The following is an 18,785-nucleotide window of genomic DNA, read 5'->3' on the forward strand; positions in this document are numbered from 1 at the left end:
TTGCGCCGATGAGCGCGAATACGGGCGCCCCGTTCTGGGCGGTGTCCCTTATGAACCCGAACTCACGCACGTCACAGCCGGTGGCGGGGCAGAAGGAGTAACTATGGCTGAAAAGTCCACCCTCGATAACGTTATTGCGCTCGCGAAGCGCCGCGGCTTTGTTTTTCAGGCCGGTGAAATTTACGGCGGTTCCCGCTCCGCATGGGACTATGGCCCCCTCGGTGCAGAGCTGAAGGAAAACATCCGTCAGCAGTGGTGGCAGCGTTTCGTCCGCTCTCGTGCGGATATGGTTGGCCTGGATTCTTCCGTTATTCTGCCTCGTGCGGTGTGGGAGGCGTCCGGTCACGTGGCGACCTTCACCGACCCGCTGGTTGAGTGCCTGTCGTGCCACAAGCGTCTGCGTCAGGATCACCTGTTGGAGAACTTTGAGGCGAAGAAGGGCCGTGCGGCTGAGGGCATGGAAGAGATTGCTTGCCCGAACTGTGGTACTCGTGGTGAGTGGACTGAGCCGCAGAACTTCTCCGGTCTGATGAAGACTTACCTGGGCCCGGTTGATAATGAGGAGGGTCTGCACTTCCTGCGCCCGGAGACCGCTCAGGGTATTTTCGTGAACTTCAACAATGTGGTCACTGCTTCTCGTAAGCGCCCGCCGTTCGGTATTGGCCAGATTGGTAAGTCGTTCCGTAACGAGATTACTCCCGGTAACTTTATTTTCCGTACTCGTGAGTTCGAGCAGATGGAAATCGAGTACTTCGTGCACCCGGATGACGCTGATAAGTACTTCAACGAGTGGGTTGAGGATTGCTGGAACTGGTTCATTGACCTGGGTATTAACCCGGATAACATGCGCCGCTTCGACGTTCCTCAGGAGGAACGTGCACACTACTCGGCTGGCACTATTGACGTTGAGTACCGCTTCGGCTTCCAGGGGTCTGAGTGGGGCGAGCTGATGGGTGTTGCGAACCGCACCGACTACGACCTGGGTGTGCACAACGAGCACTCCAATGCGAAGCTTGAATACTTCGACCAGGCTACCGGTGAGCGTTACGTGCCGTACGTGATTGAGCCGTCCTTCGGTCTGACCCGCTCCATGATGGCGTTCCTTGTTGACGCATACGTCGAGGATGAGGCACCCAACACTAAGGGCGGCGTGGATAAGCGCGTCGTGCTGAAGCTCGACCCGCGCCTGGCGCCGGTCAAAGCTGCTGTCCTGCCGCTGTCGAAGAAGGCTGAACTGTCTGAGCCGGCAACCAAGCTGGCGAATGAGCTGCGTGGCCTGTGGAACGTGGACTACGACGAAGCGGGCGCTATTGGCCGCCGTTACCGCCGCCAGGATGAGATCGGTACCCCGTTCTGCATCACCGTGGACTTTGACACTCTCGAGGATCAGGCTGTGACTATCCGCGAGCGCGACACCATGAACCAGGAGCGTGTGGCTCTGGATCAGGTGAAGTCTTACCTGGCTGCGCGCCTGGCAGGCTAAAAATAATTCATAACATGGTCGGCGGGTAGCTTCTTGGAGTGAAAGAGGCTACCCGCCGTCGTGTATTTGGGCTACCCTGGTTAGACTGATTGGCACGATTGATGCGAGCGAAGGAAAGGTGCACGAACATGGCTAAACGCCTCAGCGAAAAATTTGAGATTCGCCCTTGGCAGGAGGGTGATGACCTTGCCCTGCTTGAGATTTGGAACTCTGCCCGCAATGAGAATGAGGAGCGACAGCGTGGCCTTTTCGGCCCGGATACGGACGCGCCGTTTAGCCGCACCCTGGTGGTGACTGTTTCTGGCGTGCCGGTGGCTGCGGGTACTGTGGTGGCTTCGCTGCTGCATCCGACGCGTTTGTGGTCGTATGTGGAGGTGGCTACTGATCACCGCCGTCAGGGTATCGGTTCGGCGCTGCTGGATGCGTTGCGTGAGGTTGCGGCGGAGCACGGCCAGACCACTACTCTGCGTGTGAAGCTTGCACCGTTTAGTGACGGTGAGGAGTTCGCTCAGGCTGCTGGTTTTAAGCTGGTTCAGCGTTCCCGCATGGTGCGTGTGGAGCCGGGTGCGATTCCTCCGGTGTCGTTGCGTGAGGATGCTGACGGTAACGAGACTCAGGCTATTGAGGATTTGGCGACCGGTTCGGTGGAGCTGACCGCCGCGCTGTGGGAGTTCTACCGTCGAGCCCACGAGTGGGATGTTCCCGCCGAGGTGGGGTTGGGCACGGTGAACCGTTATTTCCTTTCCGATGAGTCGCGTGCTTTTGGTGCGGTGGTGCTTCGCGATCATATTCGTGAGGCTGCCGCCGAGGGTAAGAAGGGCCCGATTGTTGCATTTGCGGTGAGCTACCACCCGTTCGAGACTGACCCGGAGGCGGCCCTGGTGGATGAGAACACCGCCACCGAACTGCTGCTGGGCTACGACTTCGATAATGAGGGTGCTGTGGAGGCGATTATGCAGGTGTTGTCCCTGTTGAGTGCTAAGTACCCGGTGCTGGTTGAGGTTGATGACTCTATGGAGGCGCTGGTTCAGGTAACCGACGTGCTGCTGCGTGCCGGTACTGCTTCGGTGGAGGGTGACCCGACCTATATTTACGTGACCGAGTAGGTTTTCGGTACCGGGCCTGCTGGCTGATTCTTGCTGAGAGGGGCGGGGGAGTGGAGTGCTTCCCCGCCCCTTGTGCGTACCTGCGCCTCCTGGCGGTTGCTGTGCCTGCGCCATGCCGCTGTGCTGTGTTGTGCTGTTGTGTCGCGCCGCTGTACCCCCTCAGCTGAGTCCGGTTCTCAATTTGCCCCCGTGTGCCACAATATAGGGGTGAATTCTGAAGCACCCCGTCTTACCCTTCCGCCCCTGAAGCTGGGCAATCTGACCGTTGATACTCCCGTGGTTCTCGCCCCGATGGCCGGCGTGACCAATAAGGCTTTCCGCCGCCTCTGCAGTGAATATGGCGGCGGCCTGTACGTGACCGAAATGGTGACCGCGCGCGCCCTGGTGGAGCGTAAACCCGAGTCCATGCGCATTATTGAGCATGACTCGGACGAGAAGATTCGCTCCATCCAGATTTACGGTGTGGACGCGGTCAACGTCGGTAAGGCTGTGCGTATGGTCGTTGAAGAGGACCGTGCCGACCACATTGATTTGAACTTTGGCTGCCCGGCTCCTAAGGTGACTCGCCGCGGTGGCGGTGCCGCTCTGCCCTGGAAGACTGACCTGTTCACTGCGATCGTACAGACCGCGGTGAAGGAGGCGTCCCGCAACGATATTCCGCTGACCATTAAGATGCGTAAGGGCATCGACGATGACCACATTACGTTCTTGGAGTCCGCCAAGATCGCGCGTGATGCCGGTGTTGCGGCGATTGCTCTGCACGGTCGTACTGCGGCTCAGCATTATTCGGGTAAGGCTGACTGGGATTCTATTGCGCAGCTGCGTGAGCTGATTCCGGATGTGCCGATTCTGGGTAATGGCGATATTTTCTCTGCCGAAGATGCGGTGCGCATGGTTGAGCAGACCGGCGTGGACGGCGTGGTGATTGGTCGCGGCTGCCAGGGTCGCCCGTGGCTGTTTGGTGACTTGCAGAATGCGTTTGAGGGTTCGTCGGAGCGTATCCGCCCGACCCTGACTGAGGTGTCGGACATGATTTACCGCCACGCAGAACTGCTGGTGGAGACTTTCGGCGATGAAACCCGCGGCTTGCGCGAGATTCGCAAGCACGTGGCGTGGTACTTCAAGGGTTACCCGGTCGGTGGTGAGCTGCGCGCGAAGATGGCTCAGGTGCCCGATCTGGTGACGTTCCGTGAGCTGATTGCTCAGCTGGACCACTCGATTGGTTACCCTGGCGTCGCCGTGGAGGGTTCGCGCGGTCGCGCCGGCAGCCCCAAGCAGCCGCACCTGCCCGATGGCTGGCTGGATTCGCGCATCCTGGGGGATGCTGAGCGTCTGGGCCTGGTCGAGGCTGAGCTGGATATTTCCGGCGGCTAAACACCTGTACTTGTGTGCCGCGGCGTGCTGTTTGCGCGTCGCGGCGCATCCTTTTTTGCGAGCCTGTTTGCGCGCTATCTCCCGCTCCTGCAACGCCTGTAGGCGCTACCTGTTGACCCTCACCGTAGAATTGAGTTTATGGCTGGATTAATCCGCAAAGAAGATATTGACGAAGTCCGCGCTCGTACCGATATCCGCGAAATCATTGAAGGCTATGTGAGCCTCAAAAGTGCCGGTATAGGCACCTTCAAGGGGCTGTGCCCGTTCCACGACGAGCGCACGCCCTCCTTCAATGTGCGCCCGCAGGTTGGCTCGTACCACTGCTTTGGCTGCGGTGAATCCGGTGATGTGTACTCCTTCGTCATGGCGATGGAACACACCAGCTTCGTGGAGACGGTGGAGCGCCTTGCCGCGCGCATCGGCTACACTCTGCATTATGAGGGCGGTAAGCCGGGCGACCGCTACGAGGCGGGCATGCGCCGCCGCTTGCTCGATGCGCACAAGATTGCCACTGAGTTCTTTGAACGCAACCTCTACTCACCGGATGCGCAGGAGGCACAACGCTTCCTCGGCGCCCGCGGTTTCGACCCCGCCGCAACCCGCAAGTTCGGTGTCGGCTACGCCCCGCGCGGCTGGGACCACCTGCTCAAGCACCTTCGCTCCCGGGGCTTCACCGATGAGGAACTGAAGGCTACCGGCATGTTCTCGGAGGGTAACCGTGGCCTGTATGACCGCTTCCGTGGCCGCATCATCTGGCCGATTCGTACCATCGCCGGTGAAACCATCGGCTTCGGTGCTCGCCGCCTTTTTGACGATGACCAGGGTCCCAAATACCTGAACACTCCCGAGACGCAACTGTACAAGAAATCCCAGGTGCTCTACGGCATTGACCTGGCAAAACGCGATATGACCAAGACTAAGCAGGTTGTCATTGTGGAAGGCTATACGGACGTCATGGCGGCACACCTCGCCGGAATCACCACCGCCGTTGCGACCTGCGGCACCGCGTTCGGTCCCGGGCACATCAAGATGGTGCGCCGTATGATTACCGACGACGGTTCCGGTGGCGAAATCATCTTCACCTTCGATGGTGATGCCGCAGGACAGAAAGCCGCCATGGCCGCCTTCCAGGAGGATCAGCGCTTCGTCGCACAGACCTTTGTGGCGGTAGCCGAGAATGGTATGGACCCCTGCGACCTGCGCCTACACAAGGGCGACGCCGCCGTGCGCTCTCTGATTGCTTCGCGCCGACCGCTCTTCGAGTTTGCGATTGATTCGACCCTCGTCAAGTACGATTTGGCGACCCTTGAAGGCCGCGTGCTGGCGATGCGCGCTATCGCCCCGATTATTGCCGGCATCAAGGACCGCGATCTGCGCCCCGCCTACATGCGTAAGGTGTCTGGTCAGCTCGGTCTGGAACTCGACGAGATTCAGCGTGCCGTGGCGTACGCACAGAACCACCCGAAGCTTTCGCGCATCCAGCAAGCGGAGGCTACCGCCGCGCCGCGGTACGAGCGTCTGAATGAAGGTCCGCAGGGTGTGCCCGGCGCGCCAGGGTATGCAGGTATTCAGGGGGCAGTTCATGCGGACGCGCCCTACGACCCCGCCTACGATGCACCGCCCCCGGAAGACCACGTCGCACCCAGCGCCTACGCCGGGCAGAACGCTGCCGCGCACCCACCGAGCAGTATTCAACCCGCTGTACCCCAGCCGGAGGCGACCGCCCCCGCCGTCGAGGAATTCCTCACCCCCGACCCGCGCGACCCGGTTGCCCGCCTCGAAAAGGCGGCGCTCGAGATTGCCCTGCAGTACCCCGAGCTCATCAGCGTGGAACAGTGGCGTAATCTCGCCATCGTGCAGTTCCGCTACCGCACCCACCGCGAGGTAGCGGCCGGCATTATTCATGCGGCAACCGTCATGGCACCTACCCCTGGAATCGAATGGATTAACTGTGTGCGCTCCGGCGCCGTGGAAGGCGTACACCCCGCTATCGCGGAGCTTGCTGTCTCACCGCTACCGGTCAGTAGCGACGAGTACCTGCCCAACTTCGTTACCGGCGCACTCAACGCCCTATTCGAACAGCAGATCGCCCGCCAAAAATCTGACCTGATGATGCGCCTGGAACAGCTCAGCGCCAACCCCGACGACGAAGAGTTTGAAGCGGTACAGCGTCAGCTCCTCGAACTGGAAATGCGCCGCCGCCAGCTCAGCACACAGCGCGGCTAAGCACGGTTCCTTGTGAATACCCCGGCTAGCTGTAGAACCTCTACGTTCCACAGGTAGCTGGGGGAGCACCGCCAATCAGCAGGAGCCGTACCGCCCAATCTCATCAGACAGCCCAAAGAGTGACGCACTTCACGGTATTTAAAGTTGCGGAGCCCAAACAGTCCCGGTATAGTTATTACTCGTTGCAAGGGAAGCCGGCAACGAAAAGCAAAATAATCCCCCGTAGCTCAATTGGCAGAGCATTCGACTGTTAATCGAAGGGTTACTGGTTCGAGTCCAGTCGGGGGAGCAAATAGTGAAAGCCTCAGAATAAAGTTCTGAGGCTTTTCCATTTTCCCGACGGGACTCCAGCGCAGTAACCACTCGGCGAGAACCACTCGGCGAGGCAACGATGCTTCACCCTGCAAAAATGTGAAGTCTAACGCATAGGAAAGTTCCCCACTTACACGCCACGCATCCACCCAGCGCGTAGCGGGGGAGTGGTCGGTCAGCATCCTCTTGCGCCTGCTCCAGAGCAAATCCGTAGCGCAACCAAACCCAGAAAGCTACGCCTGTAGCTCAACACAATCTCCAGAAAGTCGAAAATACCTGAAGAGATAGTATAAAACCGCACTCAAACGGTCATCCAGAGATGGAATAAGGGGCTAAACTATAGGAGGTGGAGTGCGAAAAAGAAGCCTCCAAAAACACGTCACGGAGAGGTGGTCATGACCACTACTACTAATCCTAAGGCACCTAAGGGTTTCTTTGCTGGCATCAGCGGGATTAAGTCCGGCGTCGCGAACATCATCGACGCTGGCAAAACCTTCAAGACCCTTGGACCCAGCCAGGTTAAGGACGAAATCCAGATTGCAAAACACGAGCTGAAGACCAAGGGTATCGCCGTTGGTAAGGGTGCGGCCTTCTTCGGTGTAGCAGCAGTCTTCGGTCTGTTCCTGATCATTGCCCTGGTTGCTGCAGCAATCCTCGGTCTCGGCACCGTCATGCCCTACTGGGCATCCGCGCTGGTCTTCGCCCTCATCTTCCTCATCGTCCTGGCAATCTGTGCCCTGGTCGGTCTGAAGAAGGTCAAGGCGCAGCTGCCGTTCAAGCCCGAATCCGCAATCTTCGGTCTGCTCTTCGACCTCGGCGTACTCAAGGAAGGTACCGCCATGTCCGCTGAGCGCCTGAAGAAGGAACAGGCAGAGCGTGCAGAGCAGAAGGCTAAGGAAGCTGAAGAAGCAGCAGAACGCGCACGTCAGGAAGCTGAAGAGCGTAAGGCACGCGGTGAGGAAGAGCCCAAGCCGCCGACCTTCGAAGAGCTCAAGCAGCGCACCGCAGAGCGTCGCCAGCACCTGGCAGCCTTGCGCGACGACCTGCAGTCCTACACCGGCGACGTTCAGAACAACACCGAGCAGGCTCTGGATGCTCTCAAGGCAGTCCCCTCCGAGGTTGCTGCAGGTGCAGCAGCTACCGGTCGTGGCCTGGCAGAGAACGTGCGCAAGCCCGAGGTTTTGCAGGCACGCTGGAAGTCTTTCGCAGTACTGGGTGCATCCATTGCAACCGTCCTGCACTTCCTGAACCGCCTGGTTCGCCGCTAATAAAGACCGTTTGCCGCTCAAACCGGCATAGGTTTAATGCCAAGCGTCCAAACGCCCCGATGAGTACATCGGGGCGTTTGCGCGTCTTGGGTAAATTGAGGGCACCTGGCCGGACGGGAGGTTTAGAGGCAACTCCCAGCCAAACCCTCCCTCCATGAATCGGAGAAGGACGCAGCTCACAGGTAGAATAGACAAGTGCTATACGTACTGGACCCACCCGGTTCACGCGACAGGCAGAGGTAGAAGCGGCGCACCGTCGCACCCGAAACCCCAAAGTCACCGACACGCTACACCCCGATGAGGAGCCCCGTCATGGAACAGGCAAAGACGATTCTGATTGGCGCAGAAACCTACCCGCCGGACATTAACGGTGCAGCACAATTCGGTCACCGCCTCGCCACCTCCATGCTCAAGCGCGGCCACTCCGTACACGTAGTCGCAGCCAGCCCTATCCCCGGCCCCAGCTACCGCACCGAAGTAGAGGGCGGTATCGTTGAGCACCGCCTGCGCTCGCATCTGCCCCCGACCCACGAGACGAACCGCATCTGCCTGCCCTGGGAGATTTGGTCCGAGGTCGGCGCAATCCTCGATGAGGTCCGCCCGGATGTGGTGCACGTGCAGTGCCACTACATTATTGGTCGTGCCCTTATCTTTCAGGCGAAGCGTCGCGGTATCCGCGTCATCTCCACGAACCACTTCATGCCGGCGAACCTTGACCCGTTCCTGCCCTTCCCCTCCGCAGTGAAGCGTGTGATTGAGAAGATCACCTGGAGGGACATGCGTTTCTGCTTCTCCCAGACCGCCGTCGTTACCACCCCCACCCAGATTGGTGCAGATGCGATGCGCGACCTGGGCCATTTTAATCGCCCCGTTATGCCCGTTTCTAACGGTATTGAGATTAGCGACTACGAGCTGGCTGAGGGCGCTGACGCTGGCAAGGTTCCGGGTGAGCTGCGTATCGCCTTCGTGGGTCGCCTGGCTGAAGAGAAGAATGTGGACGTGCTGATCGAGGCGCTCTCCCTGCTGCCGGATACTCTCGAGCACGTCGTGCTGGATATCGCCGGTGGCGGCGAGCTGCGTGAGGCTCTCGAACAGAAGGCGCACGATTGCGGCGTGTTCGACCGCGTGATTTTCCGCGGCTTCGTTCCGGATGAGCGTCTGCCCGAGGTGTACCAGATGGCTGATGTGTTTTGCCAGCCCGGTACCGCCGAACTGCAGTCCCTGGTTTCCCTGGAGGCGATGAGCGCCTCCACCCCCGTGGTTCTCGCGAATGCGCTGGCTCTGCCGCACCTGGTGGAGGATGGTGTGAACGGCTACCTCTTCGAACCCAATAACGCTCAGGATTTGGCCAAGAAGCTGGAGGCTGTGCTCTCCCTGCCCGCCGCTGAGCGTGAGCAGATGGGTCGTGAGTCCCACCGCATCGTGGGCTTCCACAGCGCTGAGAACACCTGGCGCACCTTCGAGGAGCTGTACGTGAGGGACGCTCCGTACCAGCGTTACCTGGACTCGCGACGCTAAGCTTCTCTAGCCCTTGAGCGGCGGATTGAGTATTTTTCGTTCTCAGTCGCTGTTCAGGTATTCTAGAGGATGGTGCTGGCGCCCATTGTGCGCCATCACTGCACCGGATGGGGAGTTAGCTCAGCCGGTTAGAGCAGGGGACTCATAATCCCTTGGTCGCGGGTTCGAGCCCCGCACTCCCTACTGCCCCGCCCGTCGACTTCACCCACTTGTCGGCGGGCGGGGCTTTTTCGCACCCTCTTTTCGTGCTTTTGTCGTGCTCTCAGGGCGCCTATTTTCATGCATGGAGTGCATCAATGGTGATGAAAATGGGTAAATGACGAACGAAGACGCATCATAGCGTTCAATACGGTAGGGTTGAAAAGTCTTGTCACGAAAGACAGGGAGATACCGCAGGTAGAAGCTAATTCTGCCGGCGATATTGCTTCCACACACCATACGAGAGGATCTCAATGTCGGAGAACACTCCCAACAACCAGTCGCAGGGTGCATCTGCAGTCGGTGGTTACGGCTATGATCCCGGCGTGCGTCCCGCGCAGGACGCTTCGCTGCCTGCTCAGCCGGGTAAGGCAGCTCAGGTGAGCCAGCAGGGTAATGCTACTCAGCCTGCCGTGCCGCTAGCACCTCAGCAGCCCGTCCATCCGCAGCAGGTACCTCACCCCGCTCAGGTAAATGCTAATGCACAGCCGAGTGCTGAGGCTCAGACAGCCCCCGCACAGCCTGGTCAGCCTGCACAACCGGTATATGCTGCTACCGGGCCGGATCCTTTTATGAAAGCTTTGAGTGCTACATGGGACGCTTTTCAGGATGTCTTTGCTGGTAAGCCTGGCCCGGCTCACGCCCGTTTGGAGGCTTCCGGTCTATGGGGCTGGGTAATTCCTGTCTTTCTGCAAGCCATCGTTGCTGCCTTCTTCCTTACCCAGCTTCTGCTGGGATTCCTCAAATTTATGTTCCGCGATGCTTACAGCTTTATGACCGCTAAGATTACCTTCGGTCAGCTCTTCCTCGTTTTTCTGGGACTCCTCGTAATCTCAGCTGTAGTGTTGATTCTGCGTGGAGTACAGATTATGCTGACTGCTCGCACAGGCAAGGTTCCGGTTACATTTGCTTCCTCGATGCAAGTAGTAGCGGTGTCGACTCTGACTGTAGCCCCTACGTATATTGTATTGAGCCTTGTAGCTCTCTTCATGCGTGGAATCAGTAGCAACGAAGGGTTCGGTTTTATCTTCGTACTGCTGGGGCTGTTGCTAGCTTTCGCTGTTTTCTCTGGTGAGGCCCTCGTCTACCTTGGTTTGAATCGTCTGGGTCGTTTCGTGAAGTCCCCGATTATCATGCACGCGACGCTGAGCACAGCATGGGTACTTGCCGTCATGCTTGTGTACTTCATCAGCTACCGACTGGTGAGTTAGGGAGATATACGTGCAGACTTTGAATTACTCTGTGAAACCTGACAGTCACCAGCGTTGGATATTCTTGGCGGTTCTGCTGACCATTGCCGCCCTGATCCTGAGCGCCTGCGGTGCTAAGATTGAGACCCAGCTTGGTCTTGAGAATGCTGAGAAGGGTACACGCACCATGCTGGTTTCTTTCGATATGAAGGACAACAAGGACAAGATTAAAGGTGGCGCCCAGGCGCTGGATGCGTCCGTGCGTAAACACCTGCCTGAGGGCCTGGAGTACGGTGGTATTCAGTCTGAGGGTGGCAAGGCACGTGCGACCTTCACCATTCCCTTCTCCTCTGTGGACGAGTACCGTACCAAGGTCGCTTCTATCCTGAAGGCTGCTGGTTCCAGTGCTACCCCGCAGATTAGCATCGTCAACTCTGACCAGGGTCTGGTACAGGGTATTCAGGTGAAGGAAAACTTCAGCTCGAAAGACTTGCTGGACTGGCTCCCGGAAGCTCTTGTTGTTGATGGTGTGATTGATTCCTCCCAGAAGAACAGTGTGTTCAACAGCAGCGGCAGCGAAACCACTGTGAAGTTTGGCGAGAAGAAAGTGAAGAACTCCGGCGGCTCCACCATTTCTGCGAAGGACGTCCAGGACCGCGGCTTCAAGGCTGTATTCATGGATATCAACGAGAAGGATGGCGGTTACTCTGTTATGGTTTCCTTCTCGGCCAAGGAAATTATGAATAGCGAAACTTCCTCTGCAGTGGATGCCTACCTGAATCAGGTCAAGCCTGAAGGCGCTGAGCTGAAGAAGGGGCTGGATTCTTCTGAAGCGAGGGGTTACGCTCCTTCCGCATCAACCAACGCTGCTAAGGAAGAAATTGGTCGCACCCTGATCTTCCAGGCTTCCTCTTCGCAGGACCTGAGCGATAAGCTCAAGAAGATTTTTGGTGCAAGCAGCTCTGATTTGTCCTTTAGCCGTGAAGTAACCGAGAAGGACGGATCTTTCAAGGTTGAGAAGACCATCTCGGGTACTCTGGATTGCTCCCTGCTGTGCTCCCCGGAGGGTCAGGGTATGACCCTTACGATGAAGGAGAGCGAGGACCGCCGCTACGAGCCTAACTACAGCCGACGCGATAGTAACTCTTCCAGCTCGAACAATAGGATTCTCGCGGTTAACCTTGTTTCTTCGCGCCAGATTGAGATGAAGAGTATGAAGGTGGTTACTTCCCTGGGCCTGGACGGTTCCATGGAAGCGCGTTTCCTCTACGCATTCCCGACCGAGGATGTTTCGGGCGCTGAGCAGAAGCTCAAGGACGTTTTCGCAGGCGGTAGCAATGACGAGACCGAGGTCCGTCAGGACGGTGGCGCCACCATCGTGAGCGTGAAGGTTCGCGGTAAGGACCAGAACGAGTTCAACCAGCGTTTGAACGGGTACCTGCCCGATTCGAAGGTGACCGTCACCCGCCCCGGTGGCTACCACCCCTTCGGCTCCGACTACATTGTGACCCCTGAGATTAAGCTCTCTTCGAAGCTGGGTAGCTACTACTCGGCTCCCTTCGAGTTCACCTTCAAGGCACCGACTTTCTCCTCGTTGGACCAGCAGAAGGTAGATGCCGCGAACAGCATCGCGAAGAACTCTCAGCATGTGCAGCTCACCGTGAATGGTGGCGAGCTGAGCGTCAAGACTGACCGCGGTGTCAGTAGCACCTCCGGTCTGACTGTTCCGGCGTCCGGTCTGAGCATGATTGACGTGATTGTGGATGCAATCATTGTGGGTCTGCTGCTGCTCATCTTGGTTCTGCTCTTCGTCTTCCGCAAGAAGATTGCGGCGGCTCGTGCGAAGGGCCGTGAGCGTCGTGCCGCTTCGGCGGCAGCCCTTGGTGCTGCGGCGGGTGTTGCGACCGGTTACGGTGCAACCCAGGCTGATGTACAGAACGGCTATCCGGCACAGGGTGGCTACGCTGGTCAGCCCGGTTACCCTGCGCAGAACACTGCCTATACTGTGGGTGATGACTCGCCGACTCAGGTGTTCACTCCGCAGCAGGGCTTAAACTACGGTGAGACTGAACCGACCAAGGCAATGCCCGCGTACGATGCGCACGCAGCACATGCAGCGCAGCCGGTTCAGCCCGGTCAGACTGCTCAGCAGCCTGCACATCCCAACCAGTCGGTACAGCTGAACCAGTTCGGTGCTGATGACGGTGACATCCTCCAGTAAGTAGCTATCTCTAGCGCCTAGACTAGTAAGCACAACTTAGACTGGCTCCTGTGGCCCGTCACCTCCTTTCCCGGAGGTGACGGGCCACAGCTGTATTTGGTTCAGCTCATGCTCGGCACAAGTACCCGTGCCTAATATCCGCCCGGTACGGGAAGTAAAATGCTCGGCTCCTTCGACCCCAGCAGGCTCATGGGGTTGATGTACTCGGCGGTCTTGCCGCTGCCGTCCCCGCGGGCGCCTCCCTGGCGTACGCCCCAGTACAGGCACGGGGTGGAGCATCGCCGGTAGGGGCGCTCGCTGGTGCCGTCCGCCGTGACAGCGACGGTGCCGATTACCTCACCGGCTGCAACCATGGTGCCGACCGGTAATGTTTCGTCCATAGGTTCGAAGGTGCTGCGTCGCCCGTCCGGATGTGCAAGGACCAGTACTTTTCGGTTGACGACCGTGCCGCTGAAAACCACTTTCCCCGCCGCCGGTGCGTAGATGCGCCGGTCGTTCTCAGGTACGGCAAGGTCTATGCCGCGGTGCCCGGCGCTCCAGCGTTGGGCGGGCTTCTCAAAGGGGCGGATTACCCGCGGTCTGGATTCGGCGGTGGGGGAGCGGTAGCGTAGTCGGCTCGCGGTGAGTTCAACGGCGCTGGGAGCTCGCGCACTACTGGGAACGTGCACACTTGAGGTGCCACTCTCTGTGAAACCATCCCCGTCTGTAGAACTGATCCAGCTCAAATAACCCTGACTACCCGCGTAGCCCTGCTCACCCGCACTCAGAAGTGCACCCAGCAGACAGCACACCACCAAGATCGTGTGCCGTAGCTTTCCCTCTAATGTCTTCATGTTCTGCTTCATCTTCTGAGCACATCACGAATTGCCCCGCCCCGCAGTGCCTCACGAAAAATTGTGGATAACCCCGCCGTTGCCGCCTTAAAATCCTTTATCCACAGTGCCCCTGCACACACCCGGCCCGCCTTCACAGGCTTTAACCCTAATCCGGCGGATTAATCGCGGAATATACGGTATAATGTCGTATTGCAGTGTGCCTGCGCCGGTATTCTCCCTCTTCGAGGGGATTTGCACAGCATCACTGACGACGCGCGGCGTGAGCGGCATCCTCAGACGGGGAGTCGATAAGGGACCTTCGGTCCACCCACACAGGGTGGTTAGGGCCTGAGCAAAACGGGTAACCGTGAACGCTAATCGCCGCCAGGAAAAACTGATAACTACTATGCGCGCGTTGGGCTAGCCCGAATGGGAGGTCCGCGCGGCACCACAAAGGAGACGACATGCCCGTCGTAACTATGCGTGAAATGCTGGACTCCGGCGTTCACTTCGGTCACCAGACCCGCCGTTGGAACCCCAAGATGAAGCGTTTCATCCTGACCGAGCGCAACGGCATCTACATCATCGACCTGCAGCAGTCCCTCGCCTTCATCGACAAGGCATACGAGGCTGTTAAGTCGACCGTCGCACACGGTGGCAACATCCTGTTCGTGGGTACCAAGAAGCAGGCTCAGGAAGTTATCGCTGAGCAGGCAACCCGCGTGAACATGCCCTACGTGAACCACCGCTGGCTCGGTGGTATGCTGACCAACTTCAGCACCATCTCCAAGAGCATTGAGCGCATGAAGGAACTCGAGCAGATTGACTTCGACGATGTAGCAGGTTCTCGCTACACCAAGAAGGAGCTGCTCCTTATGCGTCGCGAGTTCGAGAAGCTCGAGAAGACCCTCGGTGGTATCCGCAACCTGTCCAAGGTTCCCTCCCTCCTGTGGGTTGTTGACACCAAGAAGGAGCACCTGGCAGTTAACGAGGCTCAGAAGCTGGGCATCCCCGTTGTTGCTATCCTCGACACCAACTGCGACCCCGACGAGGTTGCTTTCCCGATCCCCGGTAACGACGACGCTATCCGCTCCGTCAACCTGCTCACCCGCGTGATTGCTGAAGCAGTGGCAGCCGGCCTGATCGAGCGCAACGCTAAGAAGAACGGCAAGGCTGAAGCAGCTGAAGAGCCCATGGCAGCTTGGGAGCGCGAGCTCCTGGAGCAGCACGAGGCTGCACAGGCTGAAGAGGCAGCTAAGTAAGCTTCCTTAGCCCACTAAGCTTTATGCTTTGTGGCCCCCGCCCGCGGGGACCACGTTCGGACGGCGCCCGCCCTGACCTGGGCGCGGCGCCGTCCGCCATTTGTACCACCGGGATGTCATCCCGATTTATTACAGCAACACAAGGAGTTCACAATGGCGAACTACACCGCAGCAGACATCAAGGCACTGCGCGAGAAGACCGGCGCAGGTATGCTCGACGTCAAGAAGGCTCTGGACGAGGCTAACGGCGACCAGCAGAAGGCTGCCGAGATCATCCGCGTTAAGGGTCTGAAGGGCATCACCAAGCGCGAGGGTCGCGCAACCGCTGAGGGTCTGGTGGCTGCACGCGTTGAGAACGGCGTTGGCTACATGGTTGAGGTCAACTCCGAGACCGACTTCGTGGCAAAGTCCGACCCCTTCATCGCTTTCGGCCAGAACGTGCTCGAGGCTGCTATTGCTGCTGACGCTTCCACCCTGGAAGAGCTGCAGGCTGCATCCTACGAGGGCAAGACCGTTGAGGAGCTGACCACCGACGCTGGTGCACTGCTGGGCGAGAAGATCGTTGTCCGCCGTATTGCACGCGTTGAGGGTGAGCACGTTGCAGTGTACCTGCACAAGACCTCCAAGGACCTGCCCGCACAGGTTGGCGTTCTGCTGGCTGTCTCCGGTGAGAACACCGAGGAGATCGCACACGACGTTGCAGTCCACATTGCTGCAATGAGCCCCAAGTACCTGGATTCCGAGTCCATCCCCGCAGACCAGGTTGAGACCGAGAAGCGCGTTGCTCGCGAGACCGCAATCGCTGAGGGCAAGCCCGAGAAGATTCTGGACAAGATCGTTGAGGGTCGACTGAAGGGCTTCTTCAAGGAGAACACCCTGCTCGACCAGGACTTCGCAAAGGACGCAAAGAAGTCTGTTGCACAGGTTCTGTCCGAGGCTGGCGCAACCGCAACCGCATTCGCACGTTTCCGCGTGGGTGCATAAGGACTCGCAGCAGTTCTACCCTCCCGTATTGCAGGTTCCCGGTAGGGGAAATAGTATGACGTTGGGGTTATAACCTGAAGCCGGGTAGTCACCACTGGTGGCTACCCGGCTTTGCTGTATCCTTGATAAGGACTAGGCGGCAGGAGCCCGCCCCGATCACCTATAACAACCCCTAGGTAAGCCACTGGAGGAACCATGACCGAAGCTATTTCGCACCCGATTAACCATGACGAGACCGGCCGTCGCCGCGTTCTGCTCAAGCTTTCCGGTGAGGTTTTTGGTGGCGGTGAAGTTGGTATTTCGACCGAGGTCGTGCGCAGCATCGCTAAGCAGATCGCCGCAACCGTTGGTGAAGTTGAGACCTCCATCGTGATTGGTGGCGGCAACTTCTTCCGCGGCGCTGAACTCTCCCAGGCAGGTATGGACCGTTCCCGTGCAGACTACATGGGTATGCTCGGCACCGTGATGAACTCCCTGGCTCTGCAGGACTTCCTGGAGCAGGAGGGCATTGACACCCGCGTTCAGTCCGCAATCACCATGCCGCAGGTTGCTGAGACTTACATTCCTCGCCGCGCAATCCGTCACATGCAGAAGGACCGCGTCGTGATCTTCGGTGCCGGTGCGGGTCTGCCCTACTTCTCCACCGACACTGTGGCTGCTCAGCGCGCCCTGGAAATCCACGCAGATGAGGTTCTGGTCGCTAAGAACGGCGTGGATGGCATCTACACTGCTGACCCGAACAAGGACCCCAACGCTGAGCGCCTGTACAACCTCACCTACGATGAGGCAATGCAGCGTAACATCCGCGTGCTGGACCAGACCGCGTTCTCCCTGTGCCGTGACAACAACGTGACCATGCGCGTGTTCGGCATGCAGGGTGAAGGTAATGTGACCCGCGCAATTCTGGGCGAGAAGATGGGTACCCTCGTTACTCGCTAACACCTAAATTTTTAGGGTGGGGCGTATGGAACGCCCCCTCACACTGTGACCGTGCTCGATAGCGCGGACTTATTCTGGACGGTACCGCGCGGGTAAGCGCTAAAACTCGCTTATGCCCGCCGGCACCGTCTAGACTTATATCAAACAAGATGTTCTGCCTCTTTCCCGTCGACTTCGCGTTATTTCTAAGGTTTTCGCCTCGGATGCGCCGCGAACCGGTGAGAAATCATGAGGGCTGAACGCGCACCCACCGACAATTCTGGTCCCCCAGAATTCCGACAAAGGAGATCCTTTCGTGATCGAAGAAATCCTTGCCGAAGCCGGCGAGAAGATGGAAAAGACCATCGAAGCAACTAAGACTGAGTTCGCTAAGGTCCGCACCGGTCGTGTGAACCCCGCAATCTTCAGCGGCCTGACCGCCGACTACTACGGTGCACCGACCCCGCTGCAGCAGCTGGTGTCCTTCAACGTTGAGGACGCACGTACCGTCAAGATCGTTCCCTTCGACGTGACCGCACTGGCAGCTATCGAGAAGGCTCTGCGTGACTCCGACCTGGGTGTTAACCCCAGCAATGACGGTGCAGCTATCCGCGTTGTTATGCCCGAAATGACCGCTGAGCGCCGTAAGGAATATACCAAGCTCGTCAACCACAAGGCTGAAGAGGCTCGTATCTCCATCCGTAATGTTCGCCGCCATGCTAAGACCGCTATTGACAAGCTGGTCAAGGACAGTGAAATCGGTGAAGACGAAGGCGCACGTGCTGAGAAGGAACTGGACGCACAGACCAAGAAGCACATCGACCAGGTCGACGCACTGTACAAGCACAAGGAAGCTGAACTGCTTGAGGTCTAAACCCTAATGAGTGCACGCAAAGATGCGAAAGAAGAGAGAAGCGAGCCGCCTGCTCCACAGCCGAGCCCGCAGACTGCTGCAACACTGGTGAAGTCGCGTAGCGCCAAAGCTGGCCGTAACCTGCCCGCTGCCATTGGTGTGGGCGTTGGTTTCGGTGTGCTGTTGGTGCTGGGCTTGATTTACCAGCCGATTTTTGTTGCGGTCGCTACCGTCTCGGCGGCTTTGGGCGCCTGGGAGATTGGACATGTGCTCAATACCCGCCGCGGCTACGGCATCCCGGAGTACCTGCTGGGTGGCCTGTCGGGCGCAATTGTGGTGGTGGCCTTCCTGTTCGGTTTTACCGGGCTGGGCATCGCCCTGGCGGTGAGCCTGCTGGTGTTGCTGCTCTCTTCTGCTCTTGTGCGTGCTGACCGTCAGGTCTCACTGGGTAAGTCTTTGAGCGGTAGCGCCCTGGCTCTGCTGTGGGTGCCGCTGATGCTGGGTATCGCCATGGTCTACTTCCAGACGGAACACGGCGAGCGCGGCATCCTCATGATTCTGCTGATGGCCATCTGCAATGACACATTCGGCTTTATTGCCGGCGTGAATTGGGGTAAGCACCCGATGGTGCCGAAGATTTCCCCGAAGAAAAGCTGGGAGGGCCTGGCCGGTTCCTTCATCGGCTCGGCGGTTGTTGGTGCTATCGCCTTGGCGGTCATGGATTCGCCCTGGTACTGGGCTATTCCGCTGGCGGCGGTCATGGTGATCGCTTCGACTGCCGGTGACCTGGTGGAGTCCGTGTTCAAGCGCCGTATGGGTGTGAAGGATATGTCGAATATTCTGCCCGGTCACGGCGGTATGATGGATCGTCTGGACTCGATTCTTTTCGCTGCGGCGGCTGGTTGCCTGATTTTCCGGTTTATTATGCCGCTCTAAAGCCTGAAGCTTTGGTTGCTCATGAAAGGCGGGGCGTTTCTTCCCATGAATGGGGAGGGACGCCCCGCCTTTGCTGGACCCATTTACTGTACCCGGTGCATCGGGGGAGTAAGGGACTATA

At 58.5% G+C, this 18,785-nt stretch carries 14 protein-coding genes and 2 tRNA genes; 15 read left to right on the plus strand and 1 reads right to left on the minus strand.

What is annotated here, in order from left to right; genetic code table 11:
• Window positions 1-103: 103 nt before the first annotated feature.
• The 10 genes from QFX05_RS07125 to QFX05_RS07170 all read left to right on the plus strand — a co-directional run bounded on the left by QFX05_RS07125 (window position 104) and on the right by QFX05_RS07170 (window position 12,896).
• Entirely contained in the window at window positions 104-1,483 is a 1,380-nt protein-coding gene (locus tag QFX05_RS07125) for a glycine--tRNA ligase (RefSeq protein ID WP_279742017.1), read from the plus strand.
• 128 nt (window positions 1,484-1,611) lie between these two features.
• Window positions 1,612-2,589, plus strand: a complete 978-nt coding sequence (locus tag QFX05_RS07130) for a GNAT family N-acetyltransferase (protein ID WP_279742018.1) — start codon at window positions 1,612-1,614, stop codon at window positions 2,587-2,589.
• Between the two features lie 207 nt (window positions 2,590-2,796).
• Window positions 2,797-3,963 carry a tRNA dihydrouridine synthase DusB gene (gene dusB / locus QFX05_RS07135; RefSeq protein ID WP_279742019.1) on the plus strand — a complete coding sequence of 389 codons (1,167 nt, stop codon included), beginning with the start codon at window positions 2,797-2,799 and terminating at the stop codon, window positions 3,961-3,963.
• A 138-nt stretch (window positions 3,964-4,101) separates the two neighbouring features.
• Complete coding sequence (gene dnaG / locus QFX05_RS07140) at window positions 4,102-6,189, plus strand: DNA primase (RefSeq protein WP_279742020.1); 2,088 nt, start codon at window positions 4,102-4,104, stop codon at window positions 6,187-6,189.
• Window positions 6,190-6,405: 216 nt separating this feature from the next.
• A tRNA-Asn gene (locus QFX05_RS07145) sits at window positions 6,406-6,478 on the plus strand.
• Between the two features lie 418 nt (window positions 6,479-6,896).
• Window positions 6,897-7,769, plus strand: coding sequence for a phage holin family protein (locus QFX05_RS07150; protein WP_279742021.1), 873 nt, complete (start codon window positions 6,897-6,899; stop codon window positions 7,767-7,769).
• A 312-nt stretch (window positions 7,770-8,081) separates the two neighbouring features.
• Window positions 8,082-9,287 (plus strand): glycosyltransferase, encoded by a 1,206-nt coding sequence (locus tag QFX05_RS07155; RefSeq protein ID WP_279742022.1) that lies wholly within the window; start codon window positions 8,082-8,084, stop codon window positions 9,285-9,287.
• 109 nt (window positions 9,288-9,396) lie between these two features.
• A tRNA-Ile gene (locus QFX05_RS07160) sits at window positions 9,397-9,470 on the plus strand.
• A gap of 269 nt (window positions 9,471-9,739) precedes the next feature.
• Window positions 9,740-10,696 (plus strand): hypothetical protein, encoded by a 957-nt coding sequence (locus QFX05_RS07165; RefSeq protein WP_279742023.1) that lies wholly within the window; start codon window positions 9,740-9,742, stop codon window positions 10,694-10,696.
• A 10-nt stretch (window positions 10,697-10,706) separates the two neighbouring features.
• Window positions 10,707-12,896, plus strand: a complete 2,190-nt coding sequence (locus tag QFX05_RS07170) for a flagellar motor protein (RefSeq protein ID WP_279742024.1) — start codon at window positions 10,707-10,709, stop codon at window positions 12,894-12,896.
• Between the two features lie 131 nt (window positions 12,897-13,027).
• Here the strand turns inward: QFX05_RS07170 and QFX05_RS07175 are convergent, their stop codons facing one another.
• Window positions 13,028-13,564, minus strand: coding sequence for a M23 family metallopeptidase (locus QFX05_RS07175; RefSeq protein WP_279742025.1), 537 nt, complete (start codon window positions 13,562-13,564; stop codon window positions 13,028-13,030).
• 611 nt (window positions 13,565-14,175) lie between these two features.
• Here QFX05_RS07175 and rpsB point away from each other — a divergent pair.
• From rpsB to QFX05_RS07200, 5 genes are all read left to right on the plus strand, one after another.
• Window positions 14,176-14,973, plus strand: a complete 798-nt coding sequence (gene rpsB, locus QFX05_RS07180) for a 30S ribosomal protein S2 (protein WP_279742026.1) — start codon at window positions 14,176-14,178, stop codon at window positions 14,971-14,973.
• Window positions 14,974-15,126: 153 nt separating this feature from the next.
• A complete protein-coding gene (tsf, locus tag QFX05_RS07185; protein ID WP_279742027.1) occupies window positions 15,127-15,957 on the plus strand; it encodes a translation elongation factor Ts in 831 nt (276 codons plus the stop codon).
• A 195-nt stretch (window positions 15,958-16,152) separates the two neighbouring features.
• On the plus strand, window positions 16,153-16,896 hold the full coding sequence (gene pyrH / locus QFX05_RS07190; protein ID WP_279742029.1) for a UMP kinase: 744 nt from the start codon (window positions 16,153-16,155) through the stop codon (window positions 16,894-16,896).
• A 295-nt stretch (window positions 16,897-17,191) separates the two neighbouring features.
• The gene (gene frr, locus QFX05_RS07195) at window positions 17,192-17,749 is read left to right on the plus strand and encodes a ribosome recycling factor (RefSeq protein WP_049350195.1); all 558 of its coding nucleotides are present in this window, start codon (window positions 17,192-17,194) and stop codon (window positions 17,747-17,749) included.
• 6 nt (window positions 17,750-17,755) lie between these two features.
• Window positions 17,756-18,664: a phosphatidate cytidylyltransferase gene (locus QFX05_RS07200; protein ID WP_279742030.1), complete on the plus strand. Its 909-nt coding sequence runs from the start codon at window positions 17,756-17,758 to the stop codon at window positions 18,662-18,664.
• The last annotated feature ends 121 nt before the right edge of the window (window positions 18,665-18,785 follow it).

It is taken from the genome of Rothia similimucilaginosa, assembly GCF_029850875.1.
Taxonomy (GTDB): Bacteria; Actinomycetota; Actinomycetes; order Actinomycetales; family Micrococcaceae; genus Rothia.

Bases quoted from the DNA above. Each gene is read 5' to 3' on its own strand.
- QFX05_RS07125 (WP_279742017.1), top strand. From the start codon at position 104: ATGGCTGAAAAGTCCACCCTCGATAACGTTATTGCGCTCGCGAAGCGC.
- QFX05_RS07130 (WP_279742018.1), top strand. From the start codon at position 1,612: ATGGCTAAACGCCTCAGCGAAAAATTTGAGATTCGCCCTTGGCAGGAG.
- dnaG (WP_279742020.1), top strand. From the start codon at position 4,102: ATGGCTGGATTAATCCGCAAAGAAGATATTGACGAAGTCCGCGCTCGT.
- QFX05_RS07150 (WP_279742021.1), top strand. From the start codon at position 6,897: ATGACCACTACTACTAATCCTAAGGCACCTAAGGGTTTCTTTGCTGGC.
- QFX05_RS07155 (WP_279742022.1), top strand. From the start codon at position 8,082: ATGGAACAGGCAAAGACGATTCTGATTGGCGCAGAAACCTACCCGCCG.
- QFX05_RS07165 (WP_279742023.1), top strand. From the start codon at position 9,740: ATGTCGGAGAACACTCCCAACAACCAGTCGCAGGGTGCATCTGCAGTC.
- rpsB (WP_279742026.1), top strand. From the start codon at position 14,176: ATGCCCGTCGTAACTATGCGTGAAATGCTGGACTCCGGCGTTCACTTC.
- tsf (WP_279742027.1), top strand. From the start codon at position 15,127: ATGGCGAACTACACCGCAGCAGACATCAAGGCACTGCGCGAGAAGACC.
- pyrH (WP_279742029.1), top strand. From the start codon at position 16,153: ATGACCGAAGCTATTTCGCACCCGATTAACCATGACGAGACCGGCCGT.
- QFX05_RS07200 (WP_279742030.1), top strand. From the start codon at position 17,756: ATGAGTGCACGCAAAGATGCGAAAGAAGAGAGAAGCGAGCCGCCTGCT.